Source organism: Stenotrophomonas sp. CASM114, assembly GCF_049384325.1.
Taxonomy (GTDB): domain Bacteria; phylum Pseudomonadota; class Gammaproteobacteria; order Xanthomonadales; family Xanthomonadaceae; genus Stenotrophomonas; species Stenotrophomonas muris.
This window is the reverse complement of record NZ_JBMRGJ010000022.1, coordinates 19904-41101: the sequence shown is the minus strand read 5'-3', so window position 1 is coordinate 41101 and position 21198 is coordinate 19904. Positions and strand designations below refer to the sequence as shown.

General features: G+C 67.6%; 16 protein-coding genes. 11 read left to right on the top strand and 5 right to left on the bottom strand.

The features are described 5' to 3' along the window. Window positions 1–32: 32 nt before the first annotated feature. Window positions 33–2696, bottom strand: a complete 2664-nt coding sequence (locus tag VG566_RS17155) for a TonB-dependent receptor (protein ID WP_423172676.1) — start codon at window positions 2694–2696, stop codon at window positions 33–35. Between the two features lie 143 nt (window positions 2697–2839). After that, window positions 2840–3856, bottom strand: coding sequence for a glucokinase family protein (locus VG566_RS17150; protein ID WP_049442849.1), 1017 nt, complete (start codon window positions 3854–3856; stop codon window positions 2840–2842). A gap of 375 nt (window positions 3857–4231) precedes the next feature. Here VG566_RS17150 and VG566_RS17145 point away from each other — a divergent pair, with 375 nt between their 5' ends. From VG566_RS17145 to VG566_RS17120, 6 genes are all read left to right on the top strand, one after another. Continuing rightward, window positions 4232–5521, top strand: coding sequence for a sugar MFS transporter (locus tag VG566_RS17145; protein ID WP_014648421.1), 1290 nt, complete (start codon window positions 4232–4234; stop codon window positions 5519–5521). A gap of 39 nt (window positions 5522–5560) precedes the next feature. After that, a complete protein-coding gene (locus VG566_RS17140; protein WP_005411045.1) occupies window positions 5561–6628 on the top strand; it encodes a LacI family DNA-binding transcriptional regulator in 1068 nt (355 codons plus the stop codon). 7 nt (window positions 6629–6635) lie between these two features. Then, window positions 6636–7664 carry an SIS domain-containing protein gene (locus tag VG566_RS17135; RefSeq protein WP_100450616.1) on the top strand — a complete coding sequence of 343 codons (1029 nt, stop codon included), beginning with the start codon at window positions 6636–6638 and terminating at the stop codon, window positions 7662–7664. Further along, window positions 7664–8812 carry an N-acetylglucosamine-6-phosphate deacetylase gene (nagA, locus tag VG566_RS17130; RefSeq protein WP_053495105.1) on the top strand — a complete coding sequence of 383 codons (1149 nt, stop codon included), beginning with the start codon at window positions 7664–7666 and terminating at the stop codon, window positions 8810–8812. The genes VG566_RS17135 and nagA overlap by 1 nt, the downstream gene beginning before the upstream one ends. After that, on the top strand, window positions 8812–9879 hold the full coding sequence (locus tag VG566_RS17125) for a heparan-alpha-glucosaminide N-acetyltransferase domain-containing protein (protein ID WP_241884197.1): 1068 nt from the start codon (window positions 8812–8814) through the stop codon (window positions 9877–9879). Before nagA ends, VG566_RS17125 begins: the two co-directional genes overlap by 1 nt. Window positions 9880–10137: 258 nt before the next feature. Beyond that, on the top strand, window positions 10138–13164 hold the full coding sequence (locus tag VG566_RS17120) for an autotransporter outer membrane beta-barrel domain-containing protein (protein ID WP_241884198.1): 3027 nt from the start codon (window positions 10138–10140) through the stop codon (window positions 13162–13164). 790 nt (window positions 13165–13954) lie between these two features. Here the strand turns inward: VG566_RS17120 and VG566_RS17115 are convergent. Continuing rightward, the gene (locus VG566_RS17115) at window positions 13955–14389 is read right to left on the bottom strand and encodes a hypothetical protein (RefSeq protein ID WP_049403913.1); all 435 of its coding nucleotides are present in this window, start codon (window positions 14387–14389) and stop codon (window positions 13955–13957) included. A gap of 414 nt (window positions 14390–14803) precedes the next feature. On the opposite strand from VG566_RS17115, the gene VG566_RS17110 reads away from it, so the two are divergent. The 3 genes from VG566_RS17110 to VG566_RS17100 are packed head-to-tail and all read left to right on the top strand — an operon-like array spanning window position 14804 to window position 16663. After that, window positions 14804–15847: a S41 family peptidase gene (locus VG566_RS17110; RefSeq protein ID WP_049403911.1), complete on the top strand. Its 1044-nt coding sequence runs from the start codon at window positions 14804–14806 to the stop codon at window positions 15845–15847. Continuing rightward, the gene (locus tag VG566_RS17105) at window positions 15844–16179 is read left to right on the top strand and encodes a hypothetical protein (protein WP_241884199.1); all 336 of its coding nucleotides are present in this window, start codon (window positions 15844–15846) and stop codon (window positions 16177–16179) included. The genes VG566_RS17110 and VG566_RS17105 overlap by 4 nt, the downstream gene beginning before the upstream one ends. Before the next feature lie 49 nt (window positions 16180–16228). After that, complete coding sequence (locus VG566_RS17100; protein WP_005419309.1) at window positions 16229–16663, top strand: SseB family protein; 435 nt, start codon at window positions 16229–16231, stop codon at window positions 16661–16663. 79 nt (window positions 16664–16742) lie between these two features. On the opposite strand, the gene VG566_RS17095 is transcribed toward VG566_RS17100, so the two are convergent. Both VG566_RS17095 and VG566_RS17090 read right to left on the bottom strand, forming a co-directional pair. After that, complete coding sequence (locus VG566_RS17095) at window positions 16743–17963, bottom strand: multifunctional CCA addition/repair protein (protein WP_241884200.1); 1221 nt, start codon at window positions 17961–17963, stop codon at window positions 16743–16745. 134 nt (window positions 17964–18097) lie between these two features. Next, window positions 18098–20083: a transglycosylase SLT domain-containing protein gene (locus VG566_RS17090; protein WP_014648411.1), complete on the bottom strand. Its 1986-nt coding sequence runs from the start codon at window positions 20081–20083 to the stop codon at window positions 18098–18100. Window positions 20084–20234: 151 nt separating this feature from the next. On the opposite strand from VG566_RS17090, the gene VG566_RS17085 reads away from it, so the two are divergent. Together VG566_RS17085 and VG566_RS17080 are read left to right on the top strand one after the other, a co-directional pair. Then, the gene (locus VG566_RS17085; RefSeq protein WP_134966659.1) at window positions 20235–20642 is read left to right on the top strand and encodes an ExbD/TolR family protein; all 408 of its coding nucleotides are present in this window, start codon (window positions 20235–20237) and stop codon (window positions 20640–20642) included. Between the two features lie 104 nt (window positions 20643–20746). Further along, window positions 20747–21121, top strand: a complete 375-nt coding sequence (locus VG566_RS17080; RefSeq protein WP_241884201.1) for a biopolymer transporter ExbD — start codon at window positions 20747–20749, stop codon at window positions 21119–21121. The last annotated feature ends 77 nt before the right edge of the window (window positions 21122–21198 follow it).

Sequence of the window (21198 nt, the reverse complement as noted above, 5' to 3'; positions counted from 1 at the left end):
GTGCACGACTCGGCGATGTTGCCGCCGCTGGATCAGTACTTGAAGCGGAAGTTGAGGTAGTACTGGCGACCGTTGCTGTAGAACGAGGTCGGGATGGCCGCAGTCTGGTAGTACTTGTAGGTCGGGTTGTTGAGGTTCAGGCCATCCAGGGTGATGCTCAGCCAGTCGGTGGCCTTGTAGCTCAGCGACGCCGACAGCGTGCCGAAGTCATCCTGGTAGTACGGATTGGTGCCCGACAGGCTGATCAGGAACGAGGAACGGCGGGTATAGCTGACGCGGGCGCCAAAGCGCTCGTTCTCGAAGTAGGCACCCACGTTGTAGGTGTTCTTCGAGGTGCCCAGCAGGTTGTGCGAGCCGTCCGACCAGGTGTGCGAGGTGGTGCCGTTGGCGTAGGTGTAATTGGCATTGACGCCGAAGTACTCGCCGATCGGCTGTTCGTAGGCCACTTCCACGCCGGTGACCTTGCCGTCGGCATTGATCGGGGTGGAGATCTGGTAGGTCTCAAGCTGGTTGGTCAGTTCGCTGTACAGCTGGCGCGAGACCACGTCGAAGGCGATGTAGTCCTTCAGGTCCATGTGGTACGCGCCCACCGACAGCAGGCCGCGCGGCATGAAGTACCACTCCAGGTTGGCGTCCAGGTTGGTCGACAGGGTCGGCTTGAGGTTCGGATTGCCACCGCCGCCGGTGCGGTTCAGGTCCGAACCGTACGAGGAGGCACCCAGTGCCGAGTAGTCCGGCAGGGTCTGGGTCTGCGAGGCGGCGACGCGCAGCACCAGCGAGTCGTCCAGGTCGAACTTGATGTTGGCGCTGGGCAATACGCGGTTGCGCTTGTTCTGGAAGGCCAGGCGCTCCCACATGCCGAACAGGCTGCTGACATCGGCATCGGCGGCCTTGCTGACGGCGTTGTAGGTGTCGATGTCCTGCTTGATGTTGACGTAGCGCAGGCCGACGTTGCCGCTCCACCAGTCGCCGCGGAAGTTGGCCTGCACGTAGCCGGCGAAGTTCTTTTCCTTCACCTTCCACTCGGCGCCATAGTTGTGGCGACCGGTCGGGCCATCATTGCCGGCCAGCCAGGTGGAGTTGTTGGTCACCGCGTCCTTCAGCGCGCCCGGGGTGAAGTACCAGAGGTTGCGCGGGAAGGTGCCGCCGATGTCACCGGCAAAGCCGCTGGGATAGTTGGCCGTCGCACCGTTCTTCAGCGCGCTCCAGATGTCACCCGGGGTTGCACCTTCCGGCGACAGCGCTTCGCGCTTGTGGTCGGCGAAACGCAGGCCGAAGTCGATCGAGCTCAGCACGCCGCCATCGTTGAAGTACTGGTTGAAGTCGAGCGTGGCCCACTTCTCCTTGTCTTCAGCGGTGACCTGCTGGTTGCCCCAGGTGCCGAAGCTGGTCACGCCGTTGGGCGAGATGTCGCCGCCGACGTTCCAGTCGATCGGCGAGCCATTGCCGTGGGTAGCCCAGCTGGCGCCGCCGCCGTTGGCCAGGGTGACCTCGGCGATGTACTGGCGCGGCGTCTCGCCGGTACCCTTGGTGCTGCCGGCCTGGAACTTGGCGGTCAGGCTGTCGCTGATCTGCCAGTCGGCATCGAAGGTGACATAGCTCGACTTGGCCTTCGACTCGCGGTAGATCATGTCGTACACCGCATAGTCGGTGCCGGGCACGCCCTTGTAGTTGGCGTTGGTCAGCACGCCGTCCTTGACCACATAGCCCGGATCCGGCGCCTGCGACTTGGCGAAGCTGTTGCCGAACATCATGAAGTTGCGGTTGTAGTTGTTCGCCTTCAGCTCGGAGCTGAAACCACTGAGGCCGAGGGTGAGGCTGTCGCTCGGCTTGAACTGCAGCGAGACCAGGCCGCCCTTGCGCTCGCGGGTCTGTTCGAAAAGGGTCGAACCCAGCAGGCCCGGAACGTTGACGCCGATCAGGTCCGGATTGGTCTTGGCGACCGGATCGTTTGCGCCGATCTTGAAGAAGCCACCCGGGATTTCCTGCGCTTCACGGCGCAGTTCGCGCTTCTGGCTGAAGCCCTGCACCATCACGCCGAAGGTGCCTTCGTCGTTCTTGTAGTTGAACAGCGCCGAATATTGCGGGTCGTTCGACTTGGCCTGGTCCGAGCGCACCAGGCCGATCGAGCCTTCCGCGGTGAACGGCTTGGAGAATTCCAGTGGCTTGCGGGTGATGATGTTGACGGTACCGGTGGTGCCGCCGTCCTGCAGCTTGGCCTGCGAGGACTTGTTCACTTCCACCGAGCTGACCAGTTCGGACGGCAGCAGCGAGTAGCTGACGCTGCGGCCAACGTTGTTGCCCTGGCTGAGCACGAACCAGTCGGCCGAACCGACGGTGTGGCCGTTGATCAGGGTCTGGGTCAGGCTCGGGCTGGTGCCGCGCAGGCTGACACGGTCGGCTTCGTCGAAACCGCCTTCATCGGCGCTGGACGAGCTGATGTTGACGCCCGGCAGGCGCTGCAGGGTGTCGGCGACGTTGTGCGCCGGCAGCTTGCCCACGTCCTCGGCGGTGACCACTTCCACGCGCGCATTGGCTTCGCGCTTGGTGTCCAGCGATTTTTCCATCGAGCCACGGATGCCGGTAACGGTCACGGTGTCCAGGTCGGTGGCGGTCGGGGCAGCCTGCTGCGCGTGCGCACTGAAGGCGATGCAGCTGACGATGGCGGCCGAAAGCAGGGTCTTGCGGGTGTTCATGATGTCTCTCCTCATCACTCGATTGGATGCCGGCGGCGGTGTTCGGTTGCGGTTGCGATGACATGCGCGGGGCGGCGGCGAAGTCCCGTGCGTTGGCGTGCCACGTACTGCGTGCTGCGATTGCGTTGAAGCCTGTTGCGGTGTCAGGCGGCCGACTGCTGCAGGTACCAGCTGGCAGCGCCGACCACGCCCAGCTGGCCGTGCTCGACGACCTTTACCGGGATGCGTGCCAGCGCTTCGCCCATCGGCCCCTTCTGCAGGTAGCGTTCGACGAAGGTGCTGGCGTGCAGGTATTCGCGGATCTGCGGCAGGATGCCGCCGGCCAGGTAGACACCACCGTGGGCGCCGTAGAACAGCGCCATGTCGCCGATGGTGCTGCCGAGCAGGCCGCAGAACACATCCAGCGCCTGGCGCGCATGCGCATCGGTGTCGGCCATGGCGGCGGCGGTGACCGCATCGGGGCTGGCCAGCGTCGGCGCCTGCCCCTGCAGCGCGCAGACCGCGCGGTACAGGTTCATCAGGCCGGGGCCGGAGATCGCGTGTTCGATCGACACGTGGGCGCGGTCGCGCTGCATGTGGCGGACGATGGCCATTTCCAGTTCGGTGCTTGCGGCCAGGGTCGGCTGGCCGGCTTCCGTCGGCAGCACCACCGGGCCGTGCGCAGTGGGGATCCACAGCGCGGCGCCGAGGCCGGTGCCGGGACCGACCACCAGGGTCGGGCCACGCGCAGCGGTGTCCGGCCCGCACAGGTGCAGCACGCCACTGGCGTCCACCTGCGCGGCGGCATAGGCCACCGCTTCGAAGTCATTGACGATGTAGACCCGCTGCAGGCCGACATCGGCCTCCACCTGGCGTGCCGACAGCGGCCACGGCAGGTTGGCGGTGATCACCGTGCCGTCCTCGCGGGCGTAGCCGGCGCTGGCAACCACGCAGTGCGTGGGGCGTGGGCCTTCGCCCAGGAAGTCGGACAGGATCGCGCTGAGGCCGGCATGGTCGGCGTTGCGGTACTTGCGGTATTCCAGCACCTGCACCGGATGGGCGGTGTCACCGCTGGCCTGGACCCGGGCCACGCGCACATGGGTGCCACCGACGTCCGCGGCCAGGAACGAGGGCGCGACGCGGGACAGGACATGCGACGGGGCGGGGTGGCTGGCGGTCACGCGGGCTCCTGCTGCAGGTGGGGCTGGCCCCGGGATCGGGGGCAGCGATTGGGGCGGAGTCTGTAACCGCGCTGACAACGATGTCAACGAGTTCGTGACACTTTCGTTGCTGCGCCGCAACGAATGCGACAGGCAGTAAACGTTTACATGGCGTGAGTGCGGGTTTCACGTGGGAACCGTTGCTGCATGGGGCTCTAGGCCTGGCGCGCATTCAGCGCGGAGCACCGCAATCGACTTGCGCAGTGCAGCACGAGGTTGAAGGGGCGTGCATGGAAGTTGACAAACCGCCGTTGTCCACCGAAAGAATGTGACAACGTTGTTCCCAGCCACTCTCCGACGCCGCGTTCTGCGGCTGTCGCCGCAGGAGCCCTCCTGATGTCCGCCGTCCCCGCTGCAAGCGCGCGCCCGAACGTGGCCACCTCCATCGCCATCGTCGGCGTGTTGTTCTTCCTGATCGGCTTCTTCACCTGGCTCAACGGCCCGTTGATCACCTTCGTCAAGCTCGCCTTCGAGCTCAGCGAGGTCGGCGCCTTCCTGGTGCTGATGGTGTTCTACCTGTCCTACTTCTTCCTGGCGCTGCCCTCGTCGTGGATCCTGCGCCGTACCGGCATGAAGAAGGGCCTGAGCCTGAGCCTGCTGGTGATGGCCGGTGGCGCGGCACTGTTCGGCGAATTCGCCACCCAGCGCTGGTACCCCGGCGCACTGGGCGGCCTGTTCGTGATCGGCAGCGGCCTGGCCCTGCTGCAGACGGCCATCAACCCGTACATCTCGATCCTTGGGCCGATCGAAACGGCGGCGCGGCGCATCGCGTTGATGGGCATCTGCAACAAGATCGCCGGCATCCTGGCGCCGATCCTGATCGGCACGGTGGTGCTGCATGGCATTGGCGATCTGGACGTGCAGGTGCAGGCGGCCGATGCCGCGACCAAAGCCGTGCTGCTGAACCAGTTCGCCGCCAAGATCCATGCCCCGTACCTGGCCATGGCGGCGCTGCTGGTGGTGTTGGCGGTGGCGATCCTGTTCTCGCCGCTGCCGGAAATCAAATCGTCCGAAGCCAACGCTACGCCGGTGGCCGCCGGTGCGGTCGAGCGCCGCAGCATCTTCCAGTTCCCGCACCTGTGGCTGGGCGTGCTGTGCCTGTTCGTGTACGTGGGCGTGGAAGTGATGGCCGGTGATGCCATCGGCACCTACGGCCATGGCTTCAACCTGCCGCTGGACGAGACCAAGATGTTCACCGCCTTCACCCTGGGCGCGATGCTGGTCGGTTACGTGGTCGGCCTGCTGGTGATTCCGCGGGTGGTGTCGCAGTCGCGCTACCTGACCATTTCGGCGGTGCTGGGCGTGGTGTTCTGCCTGGGCGCGTGGGCAACGCACGGCTATGTGTCGGTGGCCTTCGTGGCCCTGCTGGGCTTTGCCAACGCCATGATGTGGCCGGCCATCTTCCCGCTGGCCATCCGCGGCCTGGGGCGCTTCACCGAAACCGGTTCGGCCCTGCTGGTGATGGGCATCGCCGGTGGCGCGATCATTCCGCAGCTGTTCGCCCTGCTCAAGCAGCACATCGATTTCCAGCTGACCTTCGTGCTGCTGATGGTGCCCTGCTACCTGTACATCCTGTTCTATTCGGTGGTGGGCCACCGCGTGGGCCTGCCGCAGGACCGGAGCTGATCGGCGATGATGGACGGCAGCCAACCCCAGGAAAAACCGATGCGCAGAGCGACCATCAAGGACGTTGCCGAAAAGGCCAAGGTCTCGCTGAAGACGGTCTCGCGGGTGATCAACAACGAGCCCTCGGTGATGCAGGCCACCCGCGCGCGGGTGCTGCGTGCCATCGCCGAGCTCGATTACGAACCCGATCCGTCCGCGCGCAACCTGCGCAGCGGCACCACCTTCGTGATCGGGCTGGTCTACGACAACCCGAACCCGTACCACATCATCGGCGTGCAGAACGGCGTGCTCGCCGCCTGCCGCGAGACCGGGTTCGGCCTGCAGATCCATCCCTGCGATTCCAGTTCGCCGCTGCTGGCCGATGAACTGGCTGACTGGGTGCAGCGTTCGCGCCTGGCCGGGCTGGTGCTGACCGCACCGATGTCCGAGCGCCGCGACCTGATCCAGGCGCTGACCGCGCGTGGCATCAAGCTGGTGCGCATCATTGCGGCCACCGAAGATCCGGCCGACGGTGCCTGCGTGTTCGTCGACGACCGCGAGGCCGCCTACGAGATCACCGAACACCTGATCCAGCTGGGGCACCAGCGCATCGGCTTCCTCTGGGGCGGCAGCTCGCACCGCTCCTCGGGCGAACGCTATGCCGGTTATGAGGCCGCGTTGAAGGACTACGGCATGACCGTGGACAAGCACCTGGTGGTGCAGGGCGACTACACCTTCGACGACGGTTTCCGTGGCGCGCGCCGCCTGCTGGCGCTGCGCGAACCGCCTACCGCCATCTTCGGTTCCAACGACGAAATCGCTGCCGGCGTGCTGGCCGCCGCCAAGTCGGCCGGCATGAACGTGCCCTACGACCTGTCCATTGCCGGTTTCGAGGACAGCCCGTTCTCGCGCCAGTCGTGGCCGCCGCTGACCACCGCCAAGCAGGCCACCGAAGACATCGCCCGCCATGCCGCGCGCCTGCTGATCGCGCAGCTGCGCAGCGACGCCTACGACGATGCGCCGGCACCGCTGCACAACCAGGGCTTCGTGCCGCAGCTGGTGGTGCGCGGTTCGACCGCGCCGATGCGCCCGGCCGGCGCACGCCCCCTTCCTTCCGATCCTGCCTGAGCCTGCCATGTCGCTGTCAGACCCCACCGCTACCCTGATGTTCGCCGAGGCCGCTGAAGCGGCCGACGTGGTTGCCCGCCAGTTCTCGCGAAACCACGCCACCCTGGAAACCCTGGCCGCCAGCCTGCGTGCCGCGCCGCCGCCGTTCGTGGTCACCTGTGCACGCGGCAGCTCAGACCACGCCGCCACCTATGGCAAGTACCTGCTGGAAACCCAGCTGGGGCTGGTGGTCGCGTCGGCCTCGCCATCAGTGGGCTCGGTCTACGCCGCACCATTGCAGCTGCGCGGCGCACTGTTCATCGTCATCTCGCAGTCGGGCAAGAGCCCGGACCTGCTGCGCAACGCCGAGGCGGCCAAGGCCGCCGGCGCGCGCGTGATCGCGCTGGTCAACGTCGAGGATTCACCGCTGGCGCAGTTGGCCGACACGGTCATCCCGCTGCATGCCGGCCCCGAGAAGAGCGTTGCAGCGACCAAGAGCTACCTGGCCTCGCTGGCCGCATTGCTGCAGCTGGCCGCGTACTGGAAGCAGGACAGCAGCCTGCGTGCGGCGCTGGACCTGCTGCCGGACGCGATGCGTGAAGCCTGGCAGTGCGACTGGAGCGCGGTGACCGAGGGCCTGGTCGAGGCCACCAACCTGTTCGTGCTCGGCCGCGGCCTGGGCCTGGGTGCGGCGCAGGAAGCGGCGCTGAAGTTCAAGGAAACCTGCAGCCTGCACGCCGAAGCCTACAGCTCGGCCGAGGTCAAGCACGGCCCGATGGCGCTGGTCGGCCGTGGCTTCCCGGTGCTGGCCTTCGCCCAGCCGGACGAGACCGGCGCCGGTACCCGTGCGGTGGTCGATGAATTCAACGCACGTGGTGCGCAGGTGTGGATGGCCGGTGCCGGCGGCAACCTGCCGGTGGCCGCCGCGCCGCATCCGCTGTGCGCACCGCTATTGACCGTGCAGAGCTTCTATCGCGCCATCAATGCGCTGGCGCTGCGCCGTGGCTTCAACCCGGACCTGCCGCCGCATCTGAACAAGGTTACGGAGACGGTGTGATGGCGACGGTGCTGCGCAATGCCCGCATCCTGGCCGGCGATGAGTTCCGCGACGACCTGGCGGTGGTGATCGAGGACGGTCGCATCAGCGCGCTGCTGCCCGATGCCGCGCCGCAGCTGGGCCACGCGGCCGAGCAGGTGGACCTGGGGGGCGGCTGGCTGCTGCCCGGCTTCATCGATGTGCAGGTCAATGGCGGCGGCGGCGCGCTGTTCAACAACACGCCGGACGTGGCGGCACTGCGCACCATCGCGCAGGCGCACCGCCGCTTCGGTACCACCGCGATGCTGCCGACGCTGATCAGCGATGACGTGGCGGTGATGCGCGAAGCCATCGGTGCAATGCGCGAGGCCATCACGCAGGGCGTGCCGGGCGTGATCGGCATCCATCTGGAGGGGCCGTACATCGCGCCGGCGCGCAAGGGCACGCACGATGCCAGCAAGTTCCGCGTGCCGGACGAAGCGGAGATTGCGCTGGCCGCATCGCTGGATAACGGCGTGACCCTGCTGACGCTGGCGCCGGAGCGCGTGCCGCTGGAGACCATCCGTGCGCTGGTCGAGCGTGGCGTGATCGTCGCTGCTGGGCACACTGCAGGCACCTACGAAGAGATCCGCGCCGGCCTGGATGCCGGCGTGCGCGGCTTCACCCATCTGTACAACGCGATGTCGCCGTTGCAGGGCCGCGAGCCCGGCGCGGTGGGCGCTGCGCTGGAAGACCGCGACAGCTGGATCGGCATCATCGTCGATGGCGTGCATGTGCACCCGGCCAGCCTTCGCGTGGCGTTGGCGGCCAAGCCGCGCGGTCGCCTGCTGCTGGTGACCGATGCGATGCCGCCGGTTGGAGCCGACGATCCCAGCTACGTGCTGTATGGCGAAACCATCACCGCCATCGATGGCGTGGTGCGCAATGCCGCCGGTTCGTTGGCCGGCTCGGCGCTGGACATGGCCACCGCCGTGCGCAATACCGTGCAGCTGCTCGGCCAACCGCTGGCCGAAGCGGCGCGCATGGCGTCGACCTATCCGGCGCAGTTCCTCAACGTCGACGACCGCCTTGGCCACATCGCCGAGGGCTACCAGGCCGACCTGGTGCTGCTGGACGACGCCCTGCAGGTCCGTGGTACCTGGATTGCCGGACAGTACGAGGCCGCCTGATGAACAGTATGCCGCCACGCCGTCTGGGCTCGATCGATGCCCTGCGCGGCATCACCGTGGCGGCGATGCTGCTGGTCAACAATCCGGGCGACTGGAGTGCGGTGTTCGCGCCGCTGCGTCACTCGGAATGGCATGGCTGCACGCCCACCGACCTGGTGTTCCCGTTCTTCCTGTTCCTGGTGGGTGTGTCGATGGCCTTCAGCGTGGCACCGCGCGCGCTGGATGCCGCTGCACGGCCAGCATTGGCGCGCGGGGTGCTGGAGCGTGCACTGCGCATCCTGCTCGCCGGCGCGTTGCTGCACCTGTTGATCTGGTGGGCGCTGCATACCCATCACTTCCGCATCTGGGGCGTGCTGCAGCGGATTGCGGTATGCGCAGCGTTGGTGGGTGTTCTGGCGGTGTATGCGCGGCCGCGCGTGCAGGTGGGCGTGCTGGTCACGCTGCTGGTGGGCTACACCGTGCTGCTGCTGGGCATCGGTGATCTGGCGCCATGGACCAACCCGGCCAGCCGCCTGGACACCACGCTGTTCGCACCGTGGATCTACCAGTGGCACGCCGATACCGGACTGGGCCATGACCCGGAAGGATTGCTGAGCACGCTGGGTGCGCTGGCCAGTACCGTGCTCGGCCTGATTGCCGGTGGCCTGCTGCGCAACGGTCGTGCGGCGGCATTGGCTGGCCTGGGTGTGGCAACCGCCGTGCTGGGGCTGCTGCTGGCCACGGTGCTGCCGTTGAACAAGCAGCTGTGGACGCCCAGCTACGCGCTGTGGACCGGGGGCCTTGCCGCGCTGGCACTGTGGCTGGGCCACGTGCTGATCGACCAGAAGCGATGGCCCGCACTGGGCCGGCGCTTCGGGGTCAATGCAATTACCGCCTATCTTGGCGCATCGGTGATGTCGGTGGCGCTGATGGCGACCGGCGCGTGGGGCTGGATCTGGCAGCAACTGGCCGCCGCGATGCCGCACGCGCTCGAGCTGGCGTCGATGCTGCAGGCGCTGGCGTTCGTCGCGCTGTGGTGGGGCGTGGCGTGGTGGCTGGACCGGCGGAAGATCTATCTGAAGATCTGACGGGTCCGGGTCGGATCCCTTTCCGCAGGAAAGGGCTCTGACCCAACCCCGGGAGGCCACCTCATCCAGGCATGGGCATGACCCCGCAAAGATGAACGATTTCAGGCACGTAGAGGTGGGGTGATGCCCGATCAGGTTCGCATCTGAACTGTGATGATCGGCACGCAAATTCACCTGCCGAAACCGTTCACCATGGCGCAGACTTCGCTCGCAGTACCGCATATCCGCAGTTCCTGATCCCCTGTCCAGGAGTGCTGTATGTCCCGTGCCGTCCCGCGCGCAGTGCGTATGCGCCGCCTCACTGTTTCCGTACTGCAGGCTTTGGCTGTTCCCTCCGTCATGCTGTTGACCGCCAGCGCCGCCTGGGCCGGCTGTGACAGCGTCGCCCCCGTCGCCGGCCAGACGGTCACCTGCGATGCCAATGCGCCGAACCCGCAGACCGTTCCCGTCACCGCCAATGGCGCCGCCGGCATCACCGTCACTGTCGCCAGCACGGCGCAGCTGCAGCAAAGCGGTGGCAGCAGCGCGATTTCGCTTGTCGGGGTCGGTGGGCACCTGTTGTCCAACCTGGGCACGATCAGTTCGGTGGGCGGCGTGGCGGTGCAGCTCGGTGGCGGCAGCCGCGTCGAGAACTCGGGCAGCATCAGCACCGGCAACAACACCGCCCTGCAGTTCGTCGGCGCGGGCGACAGCGTGCTGGTCAACCGCGGAACGATCAGCGGGCGCACCGGCGTGCAGTTCGGTGCCGGCAATGATCGCCTGGACATGCAGGCTGGCAGCATCAGCGGCAGTGTGCTGCAGGGCGATGGCAATGATGCGCTGCTGCTGGACAACGGTACGATCGACAGCGTCGACCAGGGCAGTGGCGATGACCAGATGACCGTCACCGGCGGCACCGTCACCGGCGTGGTGGCGCAGGGCAGTGGCCGCGATGATTTCGTCATGAGTGGCGGCACGGTCGGCGCGCTGCAGCAGGGCGACAACATCGATACCTTCCGCATGAGCGGTGGCCGCATCATCGGTGCGTTCGAGGATGGTGACCAGGCGTGGATGACCGCTGGCCGCATCGGCCGGGTCAACATGAAGCTGGACAAGAACCTGTGGGACCAGTCCGGCGGCACCGTGGACGGCAACGTGGTGACCGGCTTCGATACCGACACCATCATCATCTCGGGTACCGCCTACATCGGCGGCAACATCAGCGTCAGCGGCGGCAACGACAGCGTGACCATCACCGACGGCACCGTGCGCGGGCAGGTACTGCTCAGTACCGGCAACGACACCTTCAACTGGAATGGCGGCGGCATCGTCTACGGCGCGATCGACATGGGGCCGGACAACGACGTCGCCGACCTCGGCAACCTCAACCAGGGCAACCTGGGGGCGGTGCCGCTGTTCGACGGTGGCGGTGGCATCGACCAGCTCAACTTTCACAACGTCAAGACTGCCGGCGTGGGCCGCTTCCAGAACTGGGAGGCGATCAGCCTGGCTAACAGCACCGAGCTGACCTTTGATGGCGACCTGGTGCTGGGCGACAGCGGAACCGGCACCGGCACGCTCACCGTGGACGACACCAGCACCGTCTACGCGGGCAGTGGCGGCCATGCAGTCCGTCCGTTCAACAGTGGTGCACTGGTGGAGATGGTCAATGCCGGGCGCATCGACCTGACCGGCACCGGCGCAGGCGACGTGTTCACCGTGCGTGGCAACTACCGTGGTGACGGCGGTGGCCTGTACCTGCGTACCGTGCTGGGTGCGGACAATTCCAGCAGCGACCGCCTGGTGATCGATGGCGGAACCGCCACCGGTACCACCGGCATCGGCGTGCTCAATGCCGGCGGCAGCGGCGCCGCCACGCTGGCCGATGGCATCCTGGTGGTGCAGGCCTTGAATGGTGGCCGCACTGCGCCGGGCGCGTTCTCGCTGTTCGCACCGGTTGCAGCCGGTGCCTACGAGTACTTCCTGTTCAAGGGTGGTGTCAGCGCCGGCACCAGCGAGAACTGGTACCTGCGATCGACGCTGGTGACCGGACCAACGCCGGCACCCAACGGCGGCGGCACTGCCACGCCACCGCCCCTGACGCCGCCGGTCGCACCGCCGCCGGCGATCACCCCGGCACCGCCGCCGCCGCCTGAAGGCGCTACCGATCCGAACCTGACCGCCGGCGAGGCCGCGCCGCCACCGCCGCCACCGGAACCGGCGCCGGTGGCGCCGCCCAGCGACCCGGCGGTGCCGGACGTGCCGGTGGCCGGCGGTGCGTTGCCCGGTACCGGCACCCCACCAACGCCGGGTGCACGCCCGGCCGAAGGCGCGGTGGTGCCGCTGTACCGCGTGGAGACCGCCGCCTACGCCGTGGTGCCACCGCTGCTGCGCGAGACCTCGCTGGCCAGCCTCGGTACCTTCCACGAGCGGCAGGGCGAACAGCGCCTGCTGTACAACCAGGGCACAGTCCGCACCGCCTGGGGCCGGTTGGTGGGGCAGAGCAGCGAGATCCACTGGAAGGGTGATGCGCAGCCGGGCTTCGATGGCGATGTGATGGGCCTGCAGGCCGGTCTCGACGTGTGGGCTGCGGCGTCTGACAACCACCGCAACCAGATCGGCGTATTCGTTGGCCGCACCCGCGCGCAGGGCAAGACCACGGGTCTGGCACTGGGCTGGGAGAACGTGCAGGTAGGCCAGAACCGCCTGGATGACAAGCACGTGGGCCTGTACTGGACCTTCACCGATAGCAGTGGGGGTTACATCGACGCCGTGGCGATGCAGAGCCGCTACGACGGCCGCGTGCGTTCCTCGCGTGGGCTCGGCTTCGGCCTGAGCGGCGACGGTACCAGCGTGTCGGTGGAGGCGGGCAAGCCGCTGCTGCACTTCGGGCAGTCCGCATGGTGGCTGGAACCGCAGGTGCAGGTGATCTGGCAGCGCACTTCGCTGGATGACCGTCGCGATGAAGTATCGAGCGTGCGCTTCGACAACGACAACGCCTGGACCGGCCGCATCGGCCTGCGCTTGGCGGGCGATTACCAGTTGGCCGACAACGGCTGGCAGCCGTATTTCAAGCTCAATTACTGGCATGGCCGTTCTGGTGAAGACCGCATCCGTTTCGACAACGACGTGATCGTCAATTCGCAGCGCTCACGCGCGCTGGAAGCCGGCGTGGGTGTGGTCGGGCGTTTCAACCGAACGATCAGCGCCTATGCCGTGGCCGACTACACGCGTGAACTGGGCAGCGACCGCAACGAGAAGCGCCGCATCATCGAAGGCAACATCGGCCTGCGTGCGGACTGGTGACAACCGCAACCTTGGGTAGGTGCCGACCTTGGTCGGCACGAGTCCCACCGACGCCACGACGCTGCTCTGGTAGGTGCCGACCTTGGTCGGCACGAATCCCACCGACGCCATGACGCCGCTCTGGTAGGTGCCGACCTTGGGCGGCACGGATCCCACCGACGCCATGACGCCGCTCTGGTAGGTGCCGACCTTGGTCGGCACGAATCCCACCGGCGCCATGACGTTGCTCAGGTAGGTGCCGACCTTGGTCGGCACGAATCCCACCGACGCCATGACGCTGCTCTGGTAGGTGCCGACCTTGGTCGGCACGGATCCCACCGACGCCATGACGCCGCTCTGGCAGGTGCCGACCTTGGTCGGCACGAATCCCACCGGCGCCATGACACTGCTCTGGTAGGTGCCGACCTTGGTCGGCACGAATCCCACCGGTGCCATGACGTTGCTCTGGTAGGTGCCGACCTTGGTCGGCACGAATCCCACCGGCGCCATGACACTGCTCCGGTAGGTGCCGACCTTGGTCGGCACGAATCCCACCGGCGCCATGACACCGCTCTGGTAGGTGCCGACCTTGGTCGGCACGAATCCCACCGGCGCCATGACGCCGTTCTGGTAGGTGCCGACCTTGGTCGGCACGAATCCCACCGGCGCCACGACGCTGCTCTGGTAGGTGCCGACCTTGGTCGGCACGAATCCCACCGGCGCCATGACGTTGCTCTGGCAGGTGCCGACCTTGGTCGGCACGAATCCCACCGACGCCATGACCTCCGCGCAGCCGAGCATAGGCTCGGCTCTACAACAGCGGTGCGCATGCATCCGGTTCCACCAACGCCCCGGCATGATCGGCCAACACGACCACCGCATGTAGCAGCCCTTCCTCCACCTGCGGCGGACACTGCGCCTGCGCATCATCCATCTCGCGTGCCGACTGCGCCGCCAACAAGATGCCCCCACACGCAGACACTGCCGCCAGGCAGCGCGTTGCCTCGGCCAAGTCCCGGCCGCGCGCCTCGCTGAGTTGCTGCTCGCGCCACGCCTGGCCGTCGGCTGCGTGGTTGTGAGCGATGCCGCGCAACCGGGTGAAGAACGCCGATGGCGGCGCTTGTTCGTTGACTTCGGCGAGCGCACCTTCCAACGCTTCGGCTGCGGCGTTGGACAGCTGCAGGCCGGGCAGTGCACCGCCGAGCAGTGCATGCAGGCGTGGATAGGTGGGGTGGGGCGTGTTCATGGCGGCAACCTCACGAGGCGAGGCCACCTGCGGGATGCAAGGTGGCGGGCGGTGCGGGTTGGCGTGCCGGTGAAGCTCTTCACGAGGAATGACGCCGGCGGATCCGGGGATCCCCTCGCACCGCCCGCCGCAGAACGACGGACGGTGCATTGTTCGGGCCGGCAACGACGTTGCAAGCCTGCTCGTGAAAAACTTCATTCAGGACGCCAATCCCGACCAGCGCAGGAGGCGCCGGCAAAGCCACCTTGGCGTGTTGTACGCCGCGATGACATGGGCAAAGTTGTAATGTTGTGATCGCAGTGAGCGTGTCTGCCTGCAATCTGCGGAGGAGGCAAATACGACAGTTCGCGCGTGGCGCAAGCGATCATGCCCCGGTTATGCTGCGGTCCTGATTCAACGACAAGGAAGCGTCGCATGCAGGTTCGCAAGGGAGTGCGTCGCATCGGCGCGCTGATGCTCGTGTTGCTGGCGACCGTCGCCATGGCCGATACGCCAGGCGCGGTCGAGGTGCCCTCGCCGGAGGCCCAGGCCGAGATCCTCAATCTGCTTGAACGCCAGGCGCTGTATCGCGATCGGGTGGACTGGCCCGCCATCCGCATCCGCCTGCAATCGGCGCAGGGGGATCCCGCGCAACGGCTGGCCGTTCTGCGCGAAGCCATTGCGCTCAGCACCGGCCACCATGGTGCGTGGACCACGACCCAGCGTCAGCGCGAATCCCTCGCGCGTGCGCAGCAGGCCGGTGCCGCCGCCGTGGACCGGGCCAAGGCCGCTGATGCGGTGGATGCGCGCATCGGCTGGGTGGTCATCGAGGGCTATGCCTCCTCGCCGGGCGCGACGCCGCAGGAAAAATTCCGCCAGGACATCCAGCGTGCCGCGCGGTGGCAGCAGGTCATCCGCAGCAAGGACGACGGCGCGCGCTGTGGCTGGATCGTTGACCTGCGGGACAACGGTGGCGGCTCCATGTGGCCGATGCTGCTGGGCATGGCACCGCTGCTGCGCACCTCGGTGGTGAACAATGAGGACGTCGGCGCGTTCGAAACCGCGCAAGGGCCGCAGCGCTGGACGTTGACGGCGACTGCGGTGCAGCTGGCGGGCAGGCCGCTGCTGGACTTCGGCCAGTCCGGCCATGTAGTGCGGCAGCCTGGCGCACCGGTGGCGGTGCTGTTCGGGCCCCGCACCGGCAGTTCGGGCGAGGCCTCGGTGCTGGCGTGGCGTGGCCGCCCGCAGGCGCGGAGTTTCGGCCAGCCGACCGCGGGCGTCTCCACCGGCAATGTCGTGCACACGCTTGCCGATGGCAGTCGCCTGCTGCTGACCACCAGCGTGATGCGGGACCGCAATGATCGTGGCGATGGCCTGAAGATCGAACCCGACCAGCGCGTCGAGGGTGACGCGGCCACTGTGGCCGCCGCCCAGGCCTGGCTGCTGGCCCAGCCCGCCTGCCAGGTCAACCGGACATGATCCTGATCGGCCAACAGGAACGGGTGCTGATCGTCGGCCCCACCGAAGCGCACCACTGCCTGCGCTGCCAGACGGAAACCGAGTTCGCTCCGCAGCTGCGCTACGAAATGGCGCGCATCGACCTGCTGTTCGGGTTCACCTACCAGCGGCGCTACGAGCTGGCCTGTACCCGGTGCGAGCACGGCTGGGTGCTGGATACCGAGACCATGGACCAGCAGCTGGGCGGGGTGCCGATCCCGTGGCGGCACCGCTTCGGCCTGCCGTTGATGCTGGTGGGGGTCGCTGCGCTGGCGGTGGCCGGTTGGATGTGGCGGCACGGATACATCGGTTGAGGACCGGGCCTGTTAAAGTCTGCCCTGCAACCACGTACCGGAACCGACCATGGACCACGACACCCCGTTCGAACCCCTCAACGACCTCGAGGTGCGCCTGCTGCAGGCCCAGGACGGCACGCTGACCGCAGCGCAGTTCCTCGACGGCCTGCTGACCTCGACGGCGTTCGTGCTGCTGGACAAGGCCATTGGTGAGGATGGCGCCTGGGACGAGAGCATCTCGCCGCTGGTGCTGACCAGCGAGAGCGGCGAGCCGATGTTCGCGGTGTTCACCGCGCCCGAGCGCGCCGGCCTGTGGCACGAGCAGCTGCCGCAGTTTGCCCATGCCATGCCGATCGCGGTGCACGCGCTGCTGGCCGGTATCGGCGACGGCGTCGGCCTGGTGCTGAACCCGGGCCTGGACGTGGGCATGGAGATGATTCCCGATGCCGTGGCCCAGCTGAAGCAGCGTGCGGCGGCGATTACCCGTGGGATGGCGCACTGAAGCCAGTGATATAGGGGTGCCGGCCAGCGGCCGGCACTACCCATGGGAGTCGGTGCGCGGCCGCCACGGCGGTTGCGGATCAGCGGGCGGCGGCGATGGCTTTCACCCGCGCCTTGGCCAGCGCTTCGCCGATGGCCGGGCCCTTCAGATGCGTGGTATCCAGATCCCGCGCCTGCACTGACAGCGCCGCTTGGTGCAGGCGCTTGAGCGTTTCGCCCTGGGGGTAGTCGGCGTCCTCGAAGCCGAGCCGGCCGCGCTTGTCGGCCTCGCAGCACAGTGCGATGCGGGCCACGCGTTCCGGCCGGCGCAGCGCATCACAGCGGCCCAGCAGTTCCAGCACGGTGGCATCGCGCAGTTCGTCGATGCGGTGCACGTTCAAGTGCTCGCGACACACCGCTTCGGCCAGCTGCTGGTGTTCGGCGGGAATCTTCAATCGTGCGCACAAGGCCTTCAGCGGCTTGATGCCGCGTTGCTCGTGCATGATGTGGCGCGGCCATTCCTCCGGCGGGGTCAGGCCCTTGCCCAGGTCATGGGTAAGCGCGGCAAAGCCGACCAGGTCATCGCCCGGCGCCAGCCTGGCAGCCATGTCGCTGACCATTTCCTGGTGGATGCCGGTATCGACTTCAGGGTGGAACTCGGCACGTTGCGGCACGCCATACAGCGCTTCCAGCTCGGGCAGGATCGGGCCCAGTGCCTGCGCATCGTGCAGCGTGCGCAGGAAGGCGGAGGGCCGTTCACTGACCAGCGCCTTGCGCAGCTCCTGCCAGACGCGCTCGGGCACCAGCGCGTCCAGCTCGCCGCTGGCGGCGACCTCGCGCATCAGCGCCATGGTCTCTTCGGCGACGGTGAAGCCCAGTGGTGCGAAGCGCGCCATGAAGCGCGCCGCGCGCAGCACACGCAATGGATCTTCCACGAACGCGGGGCCGACATGGCGCAGCACGCGTTGCTCGATATCGCGCACACCGCCGTAGGGATCGACCAGCGTGCCGCTGTCTTCGTCGCAGGCAATCGCGTTGATGGTGAAGTCGCGGCGCTGCAGGTCTTCTTCCAGCGTCACTGCCGGGTCGGCATCGACCACGAAGCCGCGGTAGCCACGGCCGGATTTGCGCTCGGTGCGCGCCAGCGCGTATTCCTCAGCGGTCTTCGGGTGCAGGAACACCGGGAAATCGCGGCCGACGGCGGTGAAGCCCTGCGCTTCCATCTGCGCGGGCGTGGCGCCGACCACCACCCAGTCATGGTCGCCGGCAGGTCGCTGCAGCAGGCGGTCACGCACGGCGCCGCCGACAAGATAGATCTTCATGGCTGGAATCATCGCATGCCCGGCACTACCGATACAGCGTCCAGCCCGATCCAGGCCAGCAGGCTCATCGTTTCCCTCCCCAGCGAGTGGATGCCGGGGAATGCCGGCCAGCGGCCGGCAGTACTGTGTTGCGATCAATCGCCGCCCTGGTCGGCGTTGGCGGCGCAGCTGAAGCGCTTGCGCTTGTCCACCAGGCGGCCCATCAGGCGATCGCTCAGCGGCAGCGCATCACCATTGAGGCGCCAGTCGTAGATCACGCTGAAGGCCAGCACGCGGGCCACGTACTCGCGGGTTTCCTTGTAGCTGATGGTCTCGATCCACAGGTCCGGATCAAAGCCCGGGCGCTGGCTCTGCCAGCGTGCGGTCGGGGTCGGGCCGGCGTTGTACGCGGCGATGGTCACGTAGGGCAGGCCGTCGTACTTGTTCATCAACTGGCGCAGGTAGGCGGTGCCGATGGCGATGTTGGTGTCCGGGTCGTACAGGCTGTCGGCGCCGCCGTAGCCGGTCAGGCCGATCGACTTGGCCACGCCGGCACCGGTGGCTGGCAGCACCTGCATCAGGCCCATGGCGTTGGCAGGTGAGCGCGCACGCGGGGTGAAGGTGCTCTCGGCGCGGATCTCCGCCGCCACCCAGGCCGGGTCGATTGCGTTGCGTGCCGATTCGCGGCGGATGGTGGCGTCGTGGTGCAGCGGGAAGCGCAGGTCGTACAGGCGCTGCTCCTGCGGCTGCTTGCCGAGCGCGAACACGGCGCGGTCGAACCAGCCGTTGTCCTGCGCCACGCGCACGGCGAGGCGACGCTGGGTGTCATCGAAGCGCGACAGTGCACTGTTCCATTCGGCCACGGCCCAGCCAGCGCGATCGATCTGGTACAACGCCATTGCGCGCTGGATGGCCGGGTCGCGCGCGATCACCGCCTGAGCCTGCGCGCTGTCGTTGGGCTGCCACGGGCACAGCGTGTAGCCCTGCTGCAGCTTGTCGGCGGCGAGGAAGCCGTGGAAGGTCGATGCACGCGCGGCCTCGCGGAACAGCGGCTGCGCCTGCTGGGCCTGGCCGGTCTTCTCCAGCATGCGGCCTTCGAAGTAGCGCCAGCGCGGGTCGCTGCGCTGCTTGCTGCCCATCTTGCGGATGGCGGTCAGCGCCGCGGTCCAGTCGCCGCGGGACATCGCTTCGCGCACGCGCCACTCGTGCAGGCGTTCGTCATAGGCCGACTCCGGCACCGCGTTGAGGCGGCGTGCCGAATCGGGCAGGTAGGACGCCACCGTCCACAGCGCGATCTGGTACAGCACCTGGCCCTGCTGGGCGGCACTCAGCCCCAGTGCCTGCGCGTACTGCGGCAGCTGCTGTTCGGTGGCGGCCGGGTCGGCCTTGGCCAGCTTGGCCAGGCCATCGGTGGCGATGCGCCGGCTGCGCTCGTTGCGGGGCCAGTTCAGGGCGCTGGCGTTGGGCTTGTCGACGAAGGCGGCGTAAGTGTTGGCCAGTGCCAGGTCAGTGGCAGGCAGGCCGCGGGCCGCGCTGCGCATCACGGCGGGCTGCTGCGCGTCGGCGGCAGCATCGATCCGTTCCCAGCGCAGGGCGTCGCTCAGGCCGCCTTGTGCCTGCAGCACGGTGAACACCGCATCGCAGCTGTCCGGCAGCGGCTTGCCGTTCTTGCGCCACAGCTCCTGTGCTTCGCTGATCCACTGCGGATCGACCTTGCCGGTCACCTGGCGCGCGGTCAGCTGCGCACAGCGCAGGCCGGCGTTGTCGGTGGGCGCCCAGTTGGCCAGCAGGGTCGGCCAGTCCTGGCGGCGGGCGAGCGAGGGCAGCCACACGCTGCGGAACGTGCTGGCCACGGCCTGGCCCTCATAGCGCTTGAGGAAGGCCTGTGCCTGCGCGGTATCGACGGTGTCGATGTTGCGGCGCAGGTTGGCGTACTCCAGCCAGCCATACGCCGGATGGCGGCTGAGCGCAGCGGCCTGGCCAGGATCGAACTGGCCGCGTTCGGCGGCCGCGATCGCGGCTTTCAACTGCGCGTTCTGGGCATCGAGGGACTGGGCATTGGCGCAGCCGATCAGCAGCGTGGTGGCCAAGGGCAGAAGGGACAGGGCGGTCGAAGAGCGTCGGGTCATGGCATGCAGCATAGCGGGCAGTGGCTGAATTCAGTTTCGCATTGCGTGCACGCAATGCGTGGGCAACGATAGCTGAATGACTCCGCACAGGCCCCTGCCGCAGGCGGGCGCAGGCGTCGTAACGTCGGCCTTGGGCGAACCGCCCGGCTGCAGGGAGCGGCACATGGCGTTCAGTAGCGCAGGAAGAAGCGGCCCGCTGGCGGACATCAATGTCACGCCACTGGTGGATGTGATGCTGGTGCTGTTGATCATCTTCATCGTAACCGCGCCGATCGTGGCCCGGCCGATTCCCGTGCAGTTGCCACAGGCCACCGATCGCACGATCGATCGCCCCGAACCGCCGCCGCCGATCGAGCTGCGACTGGATGCGTCGAACGAGCTGAGTTGGGATGGCCAGCCGATGGCGATCGGCGATCTGCAGGGGCGCCTGCAGGCGCAGGCCGGCGAGCATGCCGGCAACCTGCCGGAGCTGCGCATCGCCACCGATCCGGCGGCCGAGTACGAAGGCATGGCGCGGATATTGGCTGCGGCCGAAGCCACTGGCATGGAGCGCATTGCCTTCGTGCGGTGAGTTTCGTGCGGTGAGTCCGGCAACGGGCGGCCTGCCATCGGCAGGCCGCTCTTCCTGCGAGGGAACGTGGCATGCGATACGGGACACAGCACGCGGCCTCACTGATGGCCGCCCCCAATCTGGCACCGCTGGTGGATGTGTTGCTGGTGTTGCTGGCGCTGGTGATCACCGCGCTGCCGATGGCGCAGGCGACCGGCCTCCTGGCGTTCCAGCAGCGCACCTCGTGCCCACCCTGGCCGGCGTCCTCACCCCAGCCGATCCACCTGCACATCGACGCAGCGGGGGCGATGTTCTGGAATGGCCAGCCGCTCGACGCTGTCGCGTTGCAGCGGCACCTGGTGCAGGCGCAGCAGATGCCGCAGCAGCATCGCCCCTCGGTGCACCTGGCGATCGCCGACGACACCGACTACGAAGACATGGCACGCGTGCTGCTGGCCGTGAGCCAGCATGGGCTGCGCGTCGACGCGCCCGGTCACTAGCGCCCGCACCGACAAGTCCCCTTGATGAGCTGTGGCGGATCTCGGCGCGCGCTGACGCAGCCGGCATCAAAGTGGAG